The 16213-nt window shown below is 36.2% G+C and carries 14 protein-coding genes, 1 pseudogene and 1 CRISPR repeat array; of the genes and pseudogenes, 2 read left to right on the top strand and 13 right to left on the bottom strand.

Translation table 11 applies throughout. From position 1 onward, the window contains the following. Position 1: 1 nt before the first annotated feature. From JF75_RS01830 to JF75_RS10755, 10 genes and pseudogenes are all read right to left on the bottom strand, one after another. Complete coding sequence (locus JF75_RS01830; RefSeq protein ID WP_046331616.1) at positions 2-1297, bottom strand: MBL fold metallo-hydrolase; 1296 nt, start codon at positions 1295-1297, stop codon at positions 2-4. Then, on the bottom strand, positions 1281-2105 hold the full coding sequence (locus JF75_RS01825) for a carbohydrate ABC transporter permease (RefSeq protein ID WP_046331615.1): 825 nt from the start codon (positions 2103-2105) through the stop codon (positions 1281-1283). Before JF75_RS01825 ends, JF75_RS01830 begins: the two co-directional genes overlap by 17 nt. Then, positions 2106-2972, bottom strand: coding sequence for a carbohydrate ABC transporter permease (locus JF75_RS01820; RefSeq protein WP_046331614.1), 867 nt, complete (start codon positions 2970-2972; stop codon positions 2106-2108). Next, positions 2972-4057, bottom strand: a complete 1086-nt coding sequence (locus tag JF75_RS01815; protein WP_046331613.1) for an ABC transporter ATP-binding protein — start codon at positions 4055-4057, stop codon at positions 2972-2974. The genes JF75_RS01820 and JF75_RS01815 overlap by 1 nt, the downstream gene beginning before the upstream one ends. Before the next feature lie 326 nt (positions 4058-4383). Then, entirely contained in the window at positions 4384-5256 is an 873-nt protein-coding gene (locus tag JF75_RS01810) for a DNA/RNA non-specific endonuclease (protein ID WP_046331612.1), read from the bottom strand. 102 nt (positions 5257-5358) lie between these two features. Next, positions 5359-6312, bottom strand: coding sequence for an exonuclease domain-containing protein (locus JF75_RS01805; RefSeq protein WP_046331611.1), 954 nt, complete (start codon positions 6310-6312; stop codon positions 5359-5361). Between the two features lie 9 nt (positions 6313-6321). Continuing rightward, positions 6322-7143, bottom strand: a complete 822-nt coding sequence (locus tag JF75_RS01800; RefSeq protein ID WP_046332902.1) for a hypothetical protein — start codon at positions 7141-7143, stop codon at positions 6322-6324. Between the two features lie 13 nt (positions 7144-7156). Continuing rightward, complete coding sequence (locus tag JF75_RS01795; RefSeq protein ID WP_046331610.1) at positions 7157-7792, bottom strand: DUF421 domain-containing protein; 636 nt, start codon at positions 7790-7792, stop codon at positions 7157-7159. A gap of 13 nt (positions 7793-7805) precedes the next feature. Then, complete coding sequence (locus JF75_RS01790; protein ID WP_046331609.1) at positions 7806-8255, bottom strand: DUF3290 domain-containing protein; 450 nt, start codon at positions 8253-8255, stop codon at positions 7806-7808. Positions 8256-8507: 252 nt separating this feature from the next. Beyond that, a pseudogene (locus tag JF75_RS10755) lies at positions 8508-8588 on the bottom strand (PAS domain-containing protein); the annotation flags it as partial. A gap of 164 nt (positions 8589-8752) precedes the next feature. On the opposite strand from JF75_RS10755, the gene JF75_RS01785 reads away from it, so the two are divergent. Beyond that, positions 8753-9667, top strand: coding sequence for a proline-specific peptidase family protein (locus tag JF75_RS01785; protein ID WP_046331608.1), 915 nt, complete (start codon positions 8753-8755; stop codon positions 9665-9667). A gap of 413 nt (positions 9668-10080) precedes the next feature. After that, complete coding sequence (locus tag JF75_RS01780) at positions 10081-11328, top strand: glycosyltransferase family 2 protein (protein WP_046331607.1); 1248 nt, start codon at positions 10081-10083, stop codon at positions 11326-11328. Between the two features lie 136 nt (positions 11329-11464). Here the strand turns inward: JF75_RS01780 and JF75_RS01775 are convergent, their stop codons facing one another. From JF75_RS01775 to JF75_RS01765, 3 genes are all read right to left on the bottom strand, one after another. After that, complete coding sequence (locus JF75_RS01775) at positions 11465-12217, bottom strand: hypothetical protein (protein WP_141639306.1); 753 nt, start codon at positions 12215-12217, stop codon at positions 11465-11467. Then, entirely contained in the window at positions 12171-12611 is a 441-nt protein-coding gene (locus JF75_RS01770) for a hypothetical protein (RefSeq protein ID WP_046331605.1), read from the bottom strand. The genes JF75_RS01775 and JF75_RS01770 overlap by 47 nt, the downstream gene beginning before the upstream one ends. Before the next feature lie 183 nt (positions 12612-12794). Beyond that, entirely contained in the window at positions 12795-14015 is a 1221-nt protein-coding gene (locus JF75_RS01765) for an MFS transporter (RefSeq protein WP_046331604.1), read from the bottom strand. Positions 14016-14396: 381 nt separating this feature from the next. Further along, positions 14397-16148: a CRISPR direct-repeat array (repeat unit 36 nt; unit sequence GTTCTAATCATCATTGATCTAACAATCATCTAAAAC). Between the last annotated feature and the right edge of the window lie 65 nt (positions 16149-16213).

The following is a 16213-nucleotide window of genomic DNA, read 5'->3' as shown; positions in this document are numbered from 1 at the left end:
ATCAAAACGCAATTGTTTGATTGCGCTTTGGTAAAATCCTGTTTCCATAAGGGTTTTCCACCAGCTCCGGATGCAATGTGTGCACGGGAATTAGTGTTGGTGGTTGAACCCAAGCAATAATTTGTTTTAGTTCTTGCTCGTCAGCGTGACCAGAACAACGCAACGCCTGAACTTCAATATTTTGCTCAGCAAGCCTTTGCATAAAAGGCTTGTATGCTGGGTCAAAATCTCCTAATGGCTCTGCATTAGAGTGAAGATACAAACCACCTTTTTGCAAGTGGTCGAAATCAGCAACTGCCTGCCAAAGGAAATCGTGATCATCATTTAACAGCTCTTCATAAGAAACTGCCAGTTCTGGCTTTAGATCAGCGAATTTTTGCTCCCCTGGCAAGTAATAATAAGGAAAATCCTGATTAATGCTTTCTTTTAGCAAGTGAGCTCTTGCAGCATGCAAAACAACACGGCGTGGCGAATCAGAAATAACACGCAATAGCCGCTCAACATTGGTCGGATATGTGTTAAAAGTGATTTGTCGCTTAGGATTTTGCTCTTGCAGTTGCACAAATTTAGCAGTCAATTCATTTTCATTTTTTGGACCGGTAAATTCTGCGCTATTTTCCTCATGCTTTTCTTCCGGCCAAGAAAAGCCGGTTGCTTCAGTAATTAAAACATCACAGTCTTTAGCTGCTGCCAGGAATTTTTTAACCCAGTCAGGATGATAACCGTGCAGACGAATATCACCGGTATAGGCAACTGCCAAATCTGGTGTTTTAACTATCAGACCAGTTGCACCATAAGCATCGTGGTCACTGGGCCACACTGTCATCGTAATATCGCCTACTTTTATTGGTTTTTGATACTCGGCTGCAATAATTGGGCGGGTATAGTTCGCTTCATGTCCGGCAGCAGGTAGCAAAAAGTCTCCTTTTTCATTTAAAGCAGGCAGCAGCTTAGCTGTTATTGGCCCTGCATACAAAGGTATTTCTGGGGCCAGGAAATTCATGGCCTTACTGTGATCAAGGTGAAGATGAGACATATAGGCTGCAGCATGCTCCCACCGCTCATGATCAATTGGCTGGCCAGTTAATTCGGGATCATAAAAGTTTGGTACATCCCCAATTAGCTGGTTTTCGACTAAAGTTTGATACTTTTCATCAGGCAAATTGAGCTCAGGTCGATAAACTTCACCCAAATCAAACAAAACGTGCGATTTGTGATATGCCACCTCAATCATGGGTCCGCCAATGGTATTTAAGCCGTTGTAAAAGGTGATGGTGGTTTTAGCCTTTAAGGTCATTGCGCACTACCCCCTTGATAATCTGTTTTCTAAAGATTAAGTACAAAATTAAAATCGGCAAGACAGTTAGGGTCGCAGCAGCCAGTTGCAATTGCGTTTCACTACCGGCATCGGATGCAAAGGCAGACAAACCATTATTCAGCAGGCGCATGGTATCTTCATTTGTAACCAGCAACGGCCAGAGAAATGAATTCCAGCCAGAGATGAAACTTAAAAGGCCAACTGTAAACAAGCCGCCTTTTGACATTGGCACTAAGATTTTCCAAATGTAATCCCAATCGCTGGCACCGTCAATCATGGCCGCTTTATAAATCGTATCCGAAATTGAACCAAAGTAGCTCTGCAAGTAATACATGTAGAAAATGGAAGTCAAGAATGGCAAAACTAATCCTACATAAGTGTTAAGTAAACCCATATGAGCAATTGTGTTGTAGTTGGTAAAAATAATTGCTTCACCTGGTACCATCAATAATGACAAAAGCACCATTTGGATTAAGCCTTTACCCTTAAAACGCAAGTTGACCATGGCAAAAGCACCAAGTAGTGAGTTAAACAGACTGACAAACGTGGTGACGCTAGCTGTTAAAACTGTGTTGAAAAAGTAGCGAGCAAATGGAGCACGAGCGAATACTTTGGCGTAGTTAGACCACTCAAAATGATGGGGAATTAGTGTCGGCGGGATCGAGGTGGTTTCCTGGAAACTCATTAAGCCGCCCAAAATCATATAAATGAAAGGAAAAACGGTAATAACGGCAAAGATAAATAAGATAATGTAGCTGAATAAGACTCCTAAACGAATTCGTTTCATTTAATTTTCTCCTATCTTTTTCATCATTTTCCGTTGCAAGAATGTCGCAAATAAAATAATCAGGAACAAAATTACGGTTGCAGCCATGGCAACTCCGGGAGTGCCGACGATTTGGAACTTATTGTAAATGTAGAACACTGCGGTTGTTCCTGAATTGCCCACTCCGGCTTGCCCGTTGAAAAGTGCATAAACCGAGGTATAAATTTTAAAAGCCCCGATCACATTCATTGTTAGCAAAAAGGCAATAGTTGGTACCAATTGCGGAATCGTGATTCGCCAAAATTTATCGCGACCGCTGGCGCCAAACATATCCGCTATAGTATAAAAATTAGGATCAATATTACGCAGCGCACCCATTAAGATGACGATATTAAATGCTAACGATGACCAAATGCCAAAGATAATAATGGTAGTTAAAGACATTGCTGGATCGTCAATCCAATCAGGTGCCGGTAAATGCAGACACCTGAGCACGAAGTTTAACATACCGTAATCACCGTTAAAGATATAACGAAATACAATTCCAATGGCAATTGTCGAGGTGACATAAGGCATAAAAAACGTGGTTTCAAAAAAGGACTTATGCTTAACCTTGTCAAAAATAATCCATGCCAGCATGATTGAAATTGCTAGACCGACTGGTACAGAAATAACAGCATATAACACCGTATTCTTAATGGCCAGCCAAAATTCTGGGTCATTAAAAATATACTGATAATTGCTAAAACCATTCCAGTGTAAGTCAATTAAGGAACCTCCCTGAAAACTCATGCTAAATGCACGCAAAATAGGGTAAATACTAAACAAGGTGACAAAGATGATAGTTGGCGCTAAAAAAAGCCAAGCCTTTTTTTGATTTGTCTTCATTAGTAAACTCGCTCTCCTTCAGGGGTAAACAGAAATACCCGATTAAATCGCATTTTAAGTTTAATTTGATCGCCTCGTTTAATTGGAGTTTCGAGATTAATTAGCGAACGCACTTGCTCATTATCAAATGTAAATTTTAAAATACGTTCACGTCCAATTAGTTCAATATCATCTACCGTAGTCCCAAACAGACCATCAGGATCAGGAACAATATTTTCGGGTCGAACAGACAAGATATACTCACCGTCTGGTATTTCCCGTTTAAAACGGGACTGCTCCAAATCGGCAAGATCTATCGTAAATTGGCTTGACTTTAATTCATTTGCAGTTTTTGTTACTTTAAAATTATCAATTACTGGATTACCAACGAAGTTGGCCACAAAATAATTATTTGGTTCTAAGTAAAAGTTTTGCCCTAAATCATCTTGTTGAATAATACCATCATTAAAGAGGATGATTTTATCACCAATAGACAAGGCCTCTTCTTGATCATGAGTAACAAATAAAGTGGTTATTCCAACAGACTTAACTAATGAACGAATTTCTTCGCGAATTTTAAGACGCAGTCTGGCATCCAAATTACTTAAAGGTTCATCCATCAGTAAAATTTGTGGTTCTTGCACCAAAGCACGGGCAATTGCAACACGTTGTTGCTGACCACCAGATAAATTACCCGGCTTTTGATCAGCCAGCTCTGTAATCTGTGTCAACTCCATGTATTTAGTGGCAATCTTTTTGGCTTCTGTTTTAGGCTTTTTGTTAGCACCCACAATTAGCGGAAACATGACGTTTTGCAAAACTGTCATATGAGGATATAATGCATAATTTTGAAAAACGTAACCGATATGACGATCCTTAGGTGCAACTTTTACCACCGACTTACCGTTAAAGATAATATCGCCCTCTGTGGGATTAAGTAAGCCGGCCAATATATTTAAAATTGTTGTCTTGCCACAACCAGATGGCCCTAGCAAGCAAACTAAATCTCCCTTTTTAACCGAAAAACTAACGTTTTTAATTGCTTCATGACCATTGTCATAAACTTTCCGCAGGTTTTTCACTTCGACAAATTTATTGTTATCCATTACCTCGCACCACTATAATCACTATTTCTTTTTTACTCTCTTAATTTTATGATAAAAAGTTTGAGAACACAACCTAATTCGCTTCATTAAAATTCGTAATTATCTTATCATAAGCAAGCTTTTTAACTAATTATTCGTATTTATTAGGTAAATTACTAATTATGAACTTAAAAATAGTTTTATTGTTCTTGTTTTATAATTTTGCTTTAGAGCAAAAACGATAATAAATCCTACTATCTCTTATTTTAATCTCTGTATATATTAATTAATATTTTATCCGAACATTTGACTATTTTTTATCTATTATTTTTGCCATTAGCCAAAAGCTAATAGTTATCTTTCACAAAAATCTCATGATCTACTTTGGCTCGGCCATTATTATAGTTAAATGAATATCCCGGTTGAACATTAAACAAATAGACATTAAAATCAAGTTCACCGTCAGTCGACACCGCTTGTAAATTAATTCCTCGGGCCATTAATTCCGTGCCCCGAAAAATAGGCGTAGCTTGGTAAATCACTTTTTTATTCTGTCTCAGTGCCACACGAATGCGACTCTCAAACATTGTTTGAATTCTTTGATTGGAAAAAGCAGACTGTGTGAACAGATTTTTAGGATTATTTTGGTCGCCCGATAAATTGCGGGGATTAAAATCACCTGCAAGATCAATGCCTGCGGAAACTGAATATGCTATGAGGTGTCCACGATTATAAATTTGTGTGCCGTTGCGCCGGTTATAATGCCAACCAGTCGGTTCAACGAATTGGCGAACCCTCAAACTATCATTAGCAACATTGCGCTTTTGTAAAAAGGCTGTATTCGAATGAGATGTGCGATTTAAACTGTCCAGATCAGAATAAATAACCCGATTAACGCGCCAGGCATTTTTAATTAACGTGGAATGGTCATTATTAACAGTAATATAAGAAGAACTTCCACTTTTAAAGTTTAAATTAGCCAGTTTTTGGTAGTCTTCATGCGACAAGCCACCGTATACTTTAGCAGCAGGCTTGGCCTTATCAATTTTATTGCTTTTCTGGCGGTCACTGCGCGTGATCCTGTTCATTGTCTGGTGTCCGCTTGGGTCTGAGCCACCTTTAGTAGAAACAAACCACAACAAGAACAAGATAATAATGACTATTGCCCAAAAATCTCCATTAGTTGTTTTAGTTTTTCGTCTGCTCCTCCTGCGTGCCATTCACATTGCTCCTTTTTAATAATAATTAAGTATAGCTAATCGAACTGTTGTTTGCAACAGGAACAATAAAAAAGCAAGGTTGATGATCCCTTGCCTCTAGTTTTAACTTCTGGCCCATTCATCCAGCATATTCAAAAAATAGCTTTCAGACAAGCGCTTAATCTTGCTGCCTGCATGATTAAATTCTCTTGCCTTTAATGTTTCCGGATTATTTTTACTAAAAAAACCATCATCACTCATAATTAAATAATCTGTATCAGCTTTAACACCGGTTTGAGCTATGCCATTCATATTATTAACCATTTGAGCGGCTTCAGTGCCGCTTATTTCCACCTCAGGTGCAAAAGCAATCTTTTTATTATTAACCGGATTACGAAATCCTAATTCCCAGACTTCCAGCTCTTCCTGCAGCAAATCAATGTTTTTCAGTTTGCCTTGTGCTTCTTGCAATAGTTCAGGCGTAAAATGCTGACGAAAATCATCATAAACTTTTTTAGTATCAAGAGAATCTGCCAAGCCATGGTGCTGTTCGACTTGTGCAATGCCTGCACGCTGAATGCAATCAAGCAAGCGATTGTGCTGCTGCGGATAATATACCCGAGCTAAACGCAACACATCGACATAATTGTTACTGAGCTCCGGCAAATGAAATTTTCGTGCTAAATCATACAAAAAATTTAGATCGAAATTGACGTTATAACCAATGACAATATCGTCACCAATAAATGTGCGAAAAGCTGTCATTGCCTCTTTTACAGGTTTTCCTTTTTCAAGAAGCAGATCTTCTGTAATACCATTTAACTTAGTGATGAAACTCGGTACATGATTTGACCGGGGATAAACAACCAGTTGACTAAACTCATCTACTACTTTATTAGCTCGCACTTTAACAGCACCAAGTTCAGTTACATGATCCCGATAGGGGTTTAAGCCCGTAGTTTCAATATCAAGCATAGTGTAGTCAGAAATGAAGTCAGGCCATTCCTGACCCTTGCGCCGGATCTTATCTTGAACGCCAGAAACATGCAGTACGCCATTTTTTACATAAATACTCATTGAAATCAGCTACTCCGTCACTAAATTATTGATTAAACTTGCTGCATCCGCATTTGTACCGGCGCTGCGTTCCTGAATTTCCGGTAATAAATTTTCCTGTTTGAAGTCAGCCGCCACATAAGACCATTGCGGAAATTCTGCTACCAAATGTTCAATTGGCTCCCGTAATTGCGGGCTCGTTTCGTCAACTCCTAATTCCAAAAAAACAGTATTTTTATCTTCATTACCGGTTAAAAACCAGCGGAAACGAGTATTAGCATCAGTATCTGGATAAAAATGCTCATTAAGCGGCAGATGTATTTCCAGCGGCTGACCACATATATCACATTTTGGTACCAATTCTTCTATATTAGTATCAGGCTTTTTCGCAGCGATCTTTTGAACGACAGACTGACAATCCTTAAGACCATGATTGATGCCGCTGGAACACTGCGCCTTAGTCCAATCGCCAAACACATTAAAAATGCGTTTTTCATTAAAGCCGGCAGTTTCAAAAAAGTGACCAAATGCTGAGCTAGCAATAAAATACTGCTTGTTATTAATTAACTGCTTCAGTTTTTGCAATGTTTTACTAGGATAATAATCAACAGAATATTTTTGAATAAGGTTTGACCATAACTGCCACTTTTCTGACCAAGAAGAAATGTGCTGATCAAGCGCAAAGCCGACTGAATGGACATCATACTTTTGGACAACTCCGGGAAAACTCTGTTCAAAATCTTCCTGGCCCAAAAGGTCAAGTCCTTCGGTTTTAGCTAAGCCGTTACCGGCAACCACTATCACAGTGTCAGCATTTTGCACTAACTGTCGTGCCTTATTCAAATTTTCCATTTGATTACCTTTTCTATTTTTGATTATAACCTGTAAATGAAAGCTGGCCATCTTCAATTTCACCTAAGAAAATGTCACTGGGATCATCATAACCAGCTTGCTTTACTTGTTCTTTTAGCCAATCTTCATCCTTATTAATAGATTCAAGCACATCTTGGTTGATTTGACCATCATTAATTAAAGGAAAACGAACATTTTTTTCATCCTTTTTAATAACCGTCAGCTGACCGTTCTTTTCAAAGATGCAATTCTTCACTTTATCAACTGAATAAATGCCTTGACTGCGCAATTTAAACATTAACTCATTGGCTGAAAGCCCGGCAGACAAGCAATTGCGGGATAAAACCTGACCGTCTTTAATTATCTGAATTGGTTTGCCATCAATTAGTCCGCGAATAAAGTTGCTGTGCTCTCTAGCAAACTTCAAGATAAAGACAACTAAAGTCCAGACAATCAAAACCAGCAGAAACTGTAATACGGAAATATTGGCATTATAAATAACGCCTCCTATAATACCACCCAAAACATAGTTTTGCAGTTGATCCAGAGCCGTTGTGGGGGCAATATTGCTCTTGCCAAACACATTTATTTGAAAAATTAAAGTTAACACACCTAAGGCAAATTTAATAAAAAGCTGTGTATAATTCATTATTGCTTTCCTCCTAATTCTTCACATTGACTTCGTGATTAATTACGTGAGCCTGTTTTAAAGAATATGAATTGTTATCGTCATTTAGTTCCAGTTGATAGTCAATGTCTTTGGAATCAACTCTGACAATTAAACCGTTTTGCAAAGTGGTAGAGCTGACCATCACATCTGAAACCGGCACTTTATGATCTTTAGCAACTGATTTAATAAATGGCGCAATCTGCTCGGATTGAGATTTCACCACATTGGTTTGCACGTATTTTTCATATTGCGTTCCCATAAATAAAAGTAAAAACAAAAGTGCAATAATGCCTAGGTCTCGGTAACGAGTATCGAATCTATGCCTGAGATAGAGAACTGTAAAAGCAATCATCGTTAAAGCCGCAACTGCAATCAGCACATAGAGAATGGTTTTACTTGTATTCTGATTTTGCTCAATATATTTAAGTGTGTAAAAAGTCATGACATAATTACCTCTATAAAAAACAATTTATGCTAATTTCCTGTAGTCAATACTTTTTTTAAAATTATAAATTAACTACCTTAATTATTACCAAATTTAGCTAAAACATTTATTTCCTCCCATGAGCTTACTTAGACTGTGTTTATAAGCTCACCTATTAACAGTATAACAAAAAAGTAGTTAGAACCTGTCTAACTACTGCTTATTAATATTCAATTTATTTCTAGTTTTGAAAAGTACCAGTTGCTGCATCTGACTTTCGCCTTTTGCATCAAAGTCTTCTTTTAAATACTCGCTAGCAGCCATATCTTTTAACCATTTGGGTTCAGCCATTTTCATTCTCCTTAATCTTTATCTTAAATAACAAGCTAATTGTAACGTGCAAGCCCTTAACTTAAGCCTTATTTTAAATTATCTCTCGTTTTTGGGATCGGTTTTTCTTTCTATTATAATGAGCTAAAATAGAAACTAACTGATAACGTGCAAAGGAGTAAAATATGAAAACAGGTACAAAAATTATTACATTGGATAACGGCTATCATTTGTGGACAAACACTCAGGGTCAAGGGGACATTCATCTGTTAGCTTTACATGGTGGCCCCGGTGGTAATCATGAATACTGGGAAGATACCGCTGATCAACTAAAAAAGCAGGGCTTAGACGTTCAGGTAACAATGTATGATCAACTAGGCTCCCTTTATTCCGATCAGCCGGATTATTCTGATCCTGCTATTGCTAAAAAGTATTTGACCTATGAGTATTTCCTAGATGAAGTTGATGAGGTACGGCAAAAACTGGGTTTAGACAATTTTTACCTAATTGGTCAAAGCTGGGGTGGCCTTCTAGTCCAAGAATACGCCGTCAAATACGGTCAACATTTAAAAGGCGCAATTATTTCTTCAATGGTCGATGATATTGATGATTATGTTAAAGCCGTGAATCGCCGCCGCCAAGAGGTTTTGCCCCAAACTGAAATTGACTTTATGCATGAATGTGAAAACAATAACGATTACGACAATGACCGCTATCAAGAAGACGTTAATATTCTCAACATTAACTTCGTTAATCGTAAACAACCTTCTAAGCTATACCATCTAAAAGATATTGGCGGTACTGCCGTTTACCAGGCCTTTCAAGGCGATAATGAATTTGTCATCACTGGCAAACTAAAAGACTGGCATTTTAGAGACCAACTCAAAAATATTAAAGTACCAACTTTGCTAACTTTTGGCGAAAATGAAACGATGCCAATCGCTACGGCTAAAATTATGCAAAAAGAGATTCCTGATTCCCGCTTAGTTACAACTCCTGATGGTGGTCATCACCATATGGTTGATAATCCAGACGTTTATTACAAACATTTAGCTGATTTCATTAGTCAAGTTGAAGCAGGGACATTTAAAGGAGAATAACAAGTCCAACTATTTTTATACAAGTATAGCTAACAAAAAGCAAGTAGGCAACTGCTTGTTTTTTTGTTCACTTAAAAAAAGCTTATCTACTAATTACTTTTCGCATAAATAGTGAATTTTTCACTATATTATTTTCCTGTATAAAATAACACTTTTCAAGAATATACTTTTTTAAAAATTAGCAATAAAATATTTTACTTAACTTATAAAGCAATAATAATAAATGCAAAAAATAATTTTGCATACATTTTACATGTTTAAGTTTTCCCGTGATTAAAGCAATACTTATAAAGATATATCCCTATATATTAAATTTTAAATTTACAAAGAATATATTTTTTGTCTAGACCAATTAGTGTTATTATAAAACTAAAGTATATTTAGATTAGGAAAAAATAACTAGGTGATAATAAATGAAGTTATTAATAGCCATAATATTAATTTTGGGTGGCTGTTCATACATTTTTGATTTAGTTTGGACTCTTTATCTGACATTTAGCAATAATGTAAAGCAAGATAATTACGGCGAACGCTGTCGAGATTTCGATACTATGTTCTTGTTAATCCCAGCAATGAATGAATTTCAATCCTTACGAAAAAACATTCCTTATTTAATGGAATTACAAAAACAATGTGAGAGTTTTATCAAACTCAAGCTGGTCTTTATCGATGATGACTCTAGTGATGGCACCACTACTTTACTAGAAAAATACGCTTATCATCCTAATGTCATAGTTGTACACCGAGTAAAGCCTAATGCTCAGCAAGGAAAAGGCCCGGCATTAGAAGAAGCAGCCGAACGTATTGCCAAAATGAACTATTCTGAGGATAAAACTATTATTGGCGTCATAGATGCTGATAGCCACTTAGATGCAAATTACTTACGGCAAGTGGTCTATGCTTTTGACCATTCAAATTGCGACTTGCTTCAAACAAGAGTAAATATCTATAATCTGGATCATAATATTGCAGCAATGCAAAATTTTGAATTCACTATTTATAATTCTCTTTTACAAATGGCAAGAACTTATTGGGGTTCTTCTTTAGCTTCAGGTAATGGACAATTCATGACCTTAAAAATGACCAATAATGTAGGTTGGTCATCATCATTATTGGAAGATTGCGAATTTTCATTAAAAGGCTTATTAAAAAGTTATCATGGTACCTTCTTAAATACCGTCAGCATTGGACAAGAAGGGGTTACTAAATATAAGAAACTGATCAAGCAACGTACTCGCTGGTGCCAAGGCGGTTTTCAATGCCTAGGCAAATATGGTAAAAGAATTATTAAATCTAAATTCATTCCGTCAATGGTTAAAACTTTTGTACTGCTCTTCCTGCTTATTCCAGTACTTTCAATGGTCACAACACCTGCTTCTGCAATTTCATTGATAGTTTTACTGCTTTATGTCAAAACGAATGCCTGGATTAGCATTTCAATTATTGCAAGTTTGCTGGTAATAGAATATTTGACAAATACAATGTTAATACTAAAGCAATATCGCGAAGCTAGATTTGATGAACCGCTAAAAACTTCTTATTTGCTGAAAATATTGTTTTTGATTGATTTTTACAGATGGTCGTTAGCCATAGTTCCATATAAAGCTTTGGGACGAATTTTAGTTGGCAATCAGTCCTGGTCAAAAACTTCTCATACTTAACAAGGCAGAAAAAGGAATTAACTTCTATTTTTAAATATTTACATTCAAAAAGACTAATAAATTTGAGTATTGATAACCCAATCTATTAGTCTTTTGCTTTCTGCAAATTTTATGTAATTAGACACAGTTAATTGTCTTACTGTTCTCTATTCTCAATGACTCTTCTAAATTGCAGCCAGTTCTCACTAAGATTTGAAGTCAGCGAACCAGCTATCTTGTCGGGAGGGCAATCAGGATGTTTTTCAAGTAAATCTGTCATCTTTTCTTTTAATGCGGAAATTTTTTCCCAATCACTGCTTTTAGCTGACCATGCTATGTGTTCAAACGGACTCATATGCTTTTCAGTAAGCAGCCTTTTGCCCAAATTTGAGCCGTTTCTGTTTTTCATTTTAGAACGGTCATGATAGGAAATTCGGGCACATTCTGAAGCCGATTGCAGAAGCACTGGTTCAAGCCTTTCCCACGATAACAGATCATTCTCTTCAACATCAACAAACGGGACATGCATTACTCTTTTTTTCAGCGTTCCATACTTGGGACTTGCTTCAAGAACCGCTTTTATCAAAATTGCAATAGTTTCCATTTCCGGCTGGACGCCAGCAGCAATTCGCAAATCCAGAAAATTTTGCCAGTAAGTTGATGTTACCAGAGTTTCATGCCACATCCATGGTTCAATCAATCTGTTGCAGTCTTGTTTATGAGCATCATTCCATGAAGCTGGAACTGCATCATTTTTATATGCTTCATCATACTTGTCAGCAAATTTTTCCCAGTCACTAGCTTCAGCATCGTAGGGGACTTCTTCTTCATTCATTAGCTGTCGCAACATACCCAGAACTGCTTCATCTCGGGAGTGTAGCCAATCTTTTTGCCCTTTCTGAATCAGCAAATGGCCCTGTCATGCCCTTGTGATTAATAGTCCAGAGTGGAATCACAGGTTGCTCCATTACTGGCTTGACGGTAGTCTTTATGCTTCTGGCTCTTGAAGAGGCACTGTTTCTGCTGAAAACCCGATGAGTATTCCACTCGGGAAGAATAAATCTGGGAAACCTGACAATCATAGTTGTGACCCTGTTTGGTGTAATTAAGTTTTCATTCTCAGAAAACTCCCTGTTGATTGAATCTTTTACAATTACAGCAGAATAGCCTCTAAGAACTGGATCCTTATACCTTGCGCAGATGGTCTTGGCACCATTTTGGGACCAGGGCATTTGCTCTTCTTCCACAATCACTGAAGACCAATCTGGTTTAACTTCACGACTATTATTATGCACTGTAGTCATTTATATATCTCCTCATTAATTTATTAAGTCACAGACTATAATCATTATTAATCTATCTGCGACTTTAAACAAATGACCTGCATATATAAACAAAAAATAATTTATAGTTTCCCAACCTGCCTATAAATTCTTGCTTTTTACTATTTTGCCCAAATTTTTGATGCTAAGGCTCGTTATCGTGCTTTATTTCAGGTGCCAGTAAAAAATACTAATTGCTGTAACTAGCAAAAGTTCAATAGCTGAAACTCCAATGCCTGATCTTGAACCTATTTTTTTAGCAACAAGACCGCCTAAAAGATAGCCTAAAGAGTTTACTCCAATCAGCACTGTTTTATAGATACTCGTTACTCGTCCAAGGTATTTTTGTTCAACTTGCTGTTGCCTATTCGTGATGATACTAATATTAATAATTGATTCAATTATAGAAACAAACGCAATAGCCAGAATCATTGTTGGTACATTTTGGTCCAGCGCAAAAAGGGCACGAAAAAGAGCACCAGCAAAAATTAGCAATACAAACAATAGATTAAACTTAATGCGCCTATTCAACCAATTGACCACCAAAGTACCAATTAAGGCACTGACAGCTGCAATCGCTGAAATTATTCCAATATTTTGAGAGGAAAGTTTTAATTGCGTACGTAATATTATGAGGCTATCATTATCAAAATTAGCTGATACAATATTAACTAGTGCAGCTAATATTAACGGATACAAAACAGAACGAATATTAAGGGTATATTCCAGACCTTCCTTTATATCTGTTTTTACCGTTTTAAGTGCAGATTTAAGAGCTGTAAAGCCGGTAAAAGCAGTAGATTTAGTTTTCAGGCTGATACTTTTTTCCAGTAAAAGGCTAATTAGGTAGAAAATTGCACAAATAACAATTAAAAGACTATGCGAAATATATTGATATAATATTCCGCCTATAATAGGCAATGCAAAATTAGCTGCATATTGTATGCCATAAACCAGACTGTTTAATTCTGAAAAGTCCTTCTTTTCTACCAAAGAAGAAACAAAAGTAATTTCTGACACCGTATTAATTGTGTTTGTCACGCTGACGACAAGTGATACCGCATAAATAATTAAAATCATGCAATTCACTGTTAACTGGAATGCAAATGATGCGGAAAGAATCAAGTAGCTGATTAATCTAATCAAATCACTAAAAATGAGAATCTTTTTAACATCTAATTTATCCGTTAGAGCTCCCGCCGGAAGACCTAAAACCAAAATAGGCAATGTTTCAATAATAGAAATTATTGATAAGTGAATACCATTTTTAGTGATATCAAGTACCATCAACGGCAACGCAAATGACATTAAAGAGCTGCCCAAGTTATCGGTGATCACTGACAAAATATACAGTTTGTTGTTTTTACTTTTTAGTATATTTTGCATGTGAACAAATAGCAACCTTTCTTTAATTAGTGTCAATTTCTTAAAATATTAAAGTACTAAGTACCAAAAGTCAATATCATTTCTTTAGGGCTTGAACCCAATATTCTCTCCGGATCAGGCCTTTCATTTTTTCTTTGTTATAGGCAGCGGATTATATTCTGTAATTGCTTTAGTCAAAATATTATATTCAGCCTTCAACCTTTTTTATCGTTATAGTTTGCTTATCCTCATTAGAGTCTATTGCAACTCTGTAAATAGCTGAACTGCGTATATTCTTTCAGCATTTTTCTATGGATAACAACCGCCCTAGAGTTGCCTCATTCCCTTAATTTGACTGACTTTTTCATTTAAAATTTTGCTTTCCTTAACCCAATTAATTATGCTCTAATCATCGTTGATCCAACAATTGTCTAAAACTACTTACACGTTGAATTGCAATACCTTCCAGTTCTAATCATCATTGATCTAACAATCATCTAAAACCTGCATGCGTCCGCGAGTTTGCAGCGGTGCGTTCTAATCATCATTGATCTAACAATCATCTAAAACGAATGACCCAAGAGCAAGTATTGTCTTTAAGTTCTAATCATCATTGATCTAACAATCATCTAAAACAGCTTCTCTAATATTAGACCAGCATGAGCGGTTCTAATCATCATTGATCTAACAATCATCTAAAACTCGCTTAATTGATCAGAAAGGGTGCTTTCTGTTCTAATCATCATTGATCTAACAATCATCTAAAACGAGCTGTGGCAAAAGCTTAATATCGAAAAAGTTCTAATCATCATTGATCTAACAATCATCTAAAACGGATGGCTTAATTGAAGGATTCGAGAATGTGTTCTAATCATCATTGATCTAACAATCATCTAAAACGTCATTGCGTCTACATAATCATCATGTGGCGTTCTAATCATCATTGATCTAACAATCATCTAAAACTGCAATATGGACAGCAATTTTGTCGAGCTGGTTCTAATCATCATTGATCTAACAATCATCTAAAACTCCAATTCCTGCCCAACTTCTTTAAGGCGAGTTCTAATCATCATTGATCTAACAATCATCTAAAACGGTGTTATGAGGGATGGAACTATTTGGGTTGTTCTAATCATCATTGATCTAACAATCATCTAAAACTAAAGTTCTGAAACCGTATCTCTTGAAATAGTTCTAATCATCATTGATCTAACAATCATCTAAAACGATAAAACGTTATAACCTGATTGATTCGTGGTTCTAATCATCATTGATCTAACAATCATCTAAAACACAGAATGTGTGGGCTCTTTATTTTTTCTAGTTCTAATCATCATTGATCTAACAATCATCTAAAACATAATGCGCACTGTCGTACTTGTTAGGCATGTTCTAATCATCATTGATCTAACAATCATCTAAAACTAACAATTGTCAGAGCTAATGAGTATGGAGGTTCTAATCATCATTGATCTAACAATCATCTAAAACAGAGGGGCAATTCGAGCGAGCGTGTCGTGAGTTCTAATCATCATTGATCTAACAATCATCTAAAACGGAATGACCCCGACACAAACAAGGTTTATTGTTCTAATCATCATTGATCTAACAATCATCTAAAACATTTGACCTTATTAGTATTCTCTGTGTAGTGTTCTAATCATCATTGATCTAACAATCATCTAAAACTTAACGACAGGGCTGATAAACTTGATACTAGTTCTAATCATCATTGATCTAACAATCATCTAAAACTCCTCTAATCGAAGCTACATCTAGTTTTATGTTCTAATCATCATTGATCTAACAATCATCTAAAACTACTTATATTATACACTACTGGTAGTGTATGTTCTAATCATCATTGATCTAACAATCATCTAAAACTTAATCAATTCCAAACGTGCAGTAACAGCCGTTCTAATCATCATTGATCTAACAATCATCTAAAACAAAGGGATGCTCAATTTCAAAGAAGCGATTGTTCTAATCATCATTGATCTAACAATCATCTAAAACCTATAATATACTTAGTTAAAAGATAAGAGTGTTCTAATCATCATTGATCTAACAATCATCTAAAACTAACTCTATGTGGCTATGCTAGTTTCAGAAGTTCTAATCATCATTGATCTAACAATCATCTAAAACACTGAGAACATCACTATCAAAAGTAAAGCTGTTCTAATCATCATTGATCTAACAATCATCTAAAA

Origin of the sequence: Lactobacillus kimbladii, from assembly GCF_000970755.1 — a bacterium.
Classification (GTDB): Bacteria; Bacillota; Bacilli; order Lactobacillales; family Lactobacillaceae; genus Lactobacillus; species Lactobacillus kimbladii.
This window is presented reverse-complemented; position numbering and strand designations above follow the sequence as displayed.

Excerpts from the sequence above, each read along its gene's own strand:
- JF75_RS01830 (WP_046331616.1), bottom strand. The coding sequence starts at position 1,297 with ATGACCTTAAAGGCTAAAACCACCATCACCTTTTACAACGGCTTAAAT.
- JF75_RS01825 (WP_046331615.1), bottom strand. The coding sequence starts at position 2,105 with ATGAAACGAATTCGTTTAGGAGTCTTATTCAGCTACATTATCTTATTT.
- JF75_RS01820 (WP_046331614.1), bottom strand. The coding sequence starts at position 2,972 with ATGAAGACAAATCAAAAAAAGGCTTGGCTTTTTTTAGCGCCAACTATC.
- JF75_RS01815 (WP_046331613.1), bottom strand. The coding sequence starts at position 4,057 with ATGGATAACAATAAATTTGTCGAAGTGAAAAACCTGCGGAAAGTTTAT.
- JF75_RS01810 (WP_046331612.1), bottom strand. The coding sequence starts at position 5,256 with ATGGCACGCAGGAGGAGCAGACGAAAAACTAAAACAACTAATGGAGAT.
- JF75_RS01805 (WP_046331611.1), bottom strand. The coding sequence starts at position 6,312 with ATGAGTATTTATGTAAAAAATGGCGTACTGCATGTTTCTGGCGTTCAA.
- JF75_RS01800 (WP_046332902.1), bottom strand. The coding sequence starts at position 7,143 with ATGGAAAATTTGAATAAGGCACGACAGTTAGTGCAAAATGCTGACACT.
- JF75_RS01795 (WP_046331610.1), bottom strand. The coding sequence starts at position 7,792 with ATGAATTATACACAGCTTTTTATTAAATTTGCCTTAGGTGTGTTAACT.
- JF75_RS01790 (WP_046331609.1), bottom strand. The coding sequence starts at position 8,255 with ATGACTTTTTACACACTTAAATATATTGAGCAAAATCAGAATACAAGT.
- JF75_RS01785 (WP_046331608.1), top strand. The coding sequence starts at position 8,753 with ATGAAAACAGGTACAAAAATTATTACATTGGATAACGGCTATCATTTG.
- JF75_RS01780 (WP_046331607.1), top strand. The coding sequence starts at position 10,081 with ATGAAGTTATTAATAGCCATAATATTAATTTTGGGTGGCTGTTCATAC.
- JF75_RS01770 (WP_046331605.1), bottom strand. The coding sequence starts at position 12,611 with ATGACTACAGTGCATAATAATAGTCGTGAAGTTAAACCAGATTGGTCT.
- JF75_RS01765 (WP_046331604.1), bottom strand. The coding sequence starts at position 14,015 with ATGCAAAATATACTAAAAAGTAAAAACAACAAACTGTATATTTTGTCA.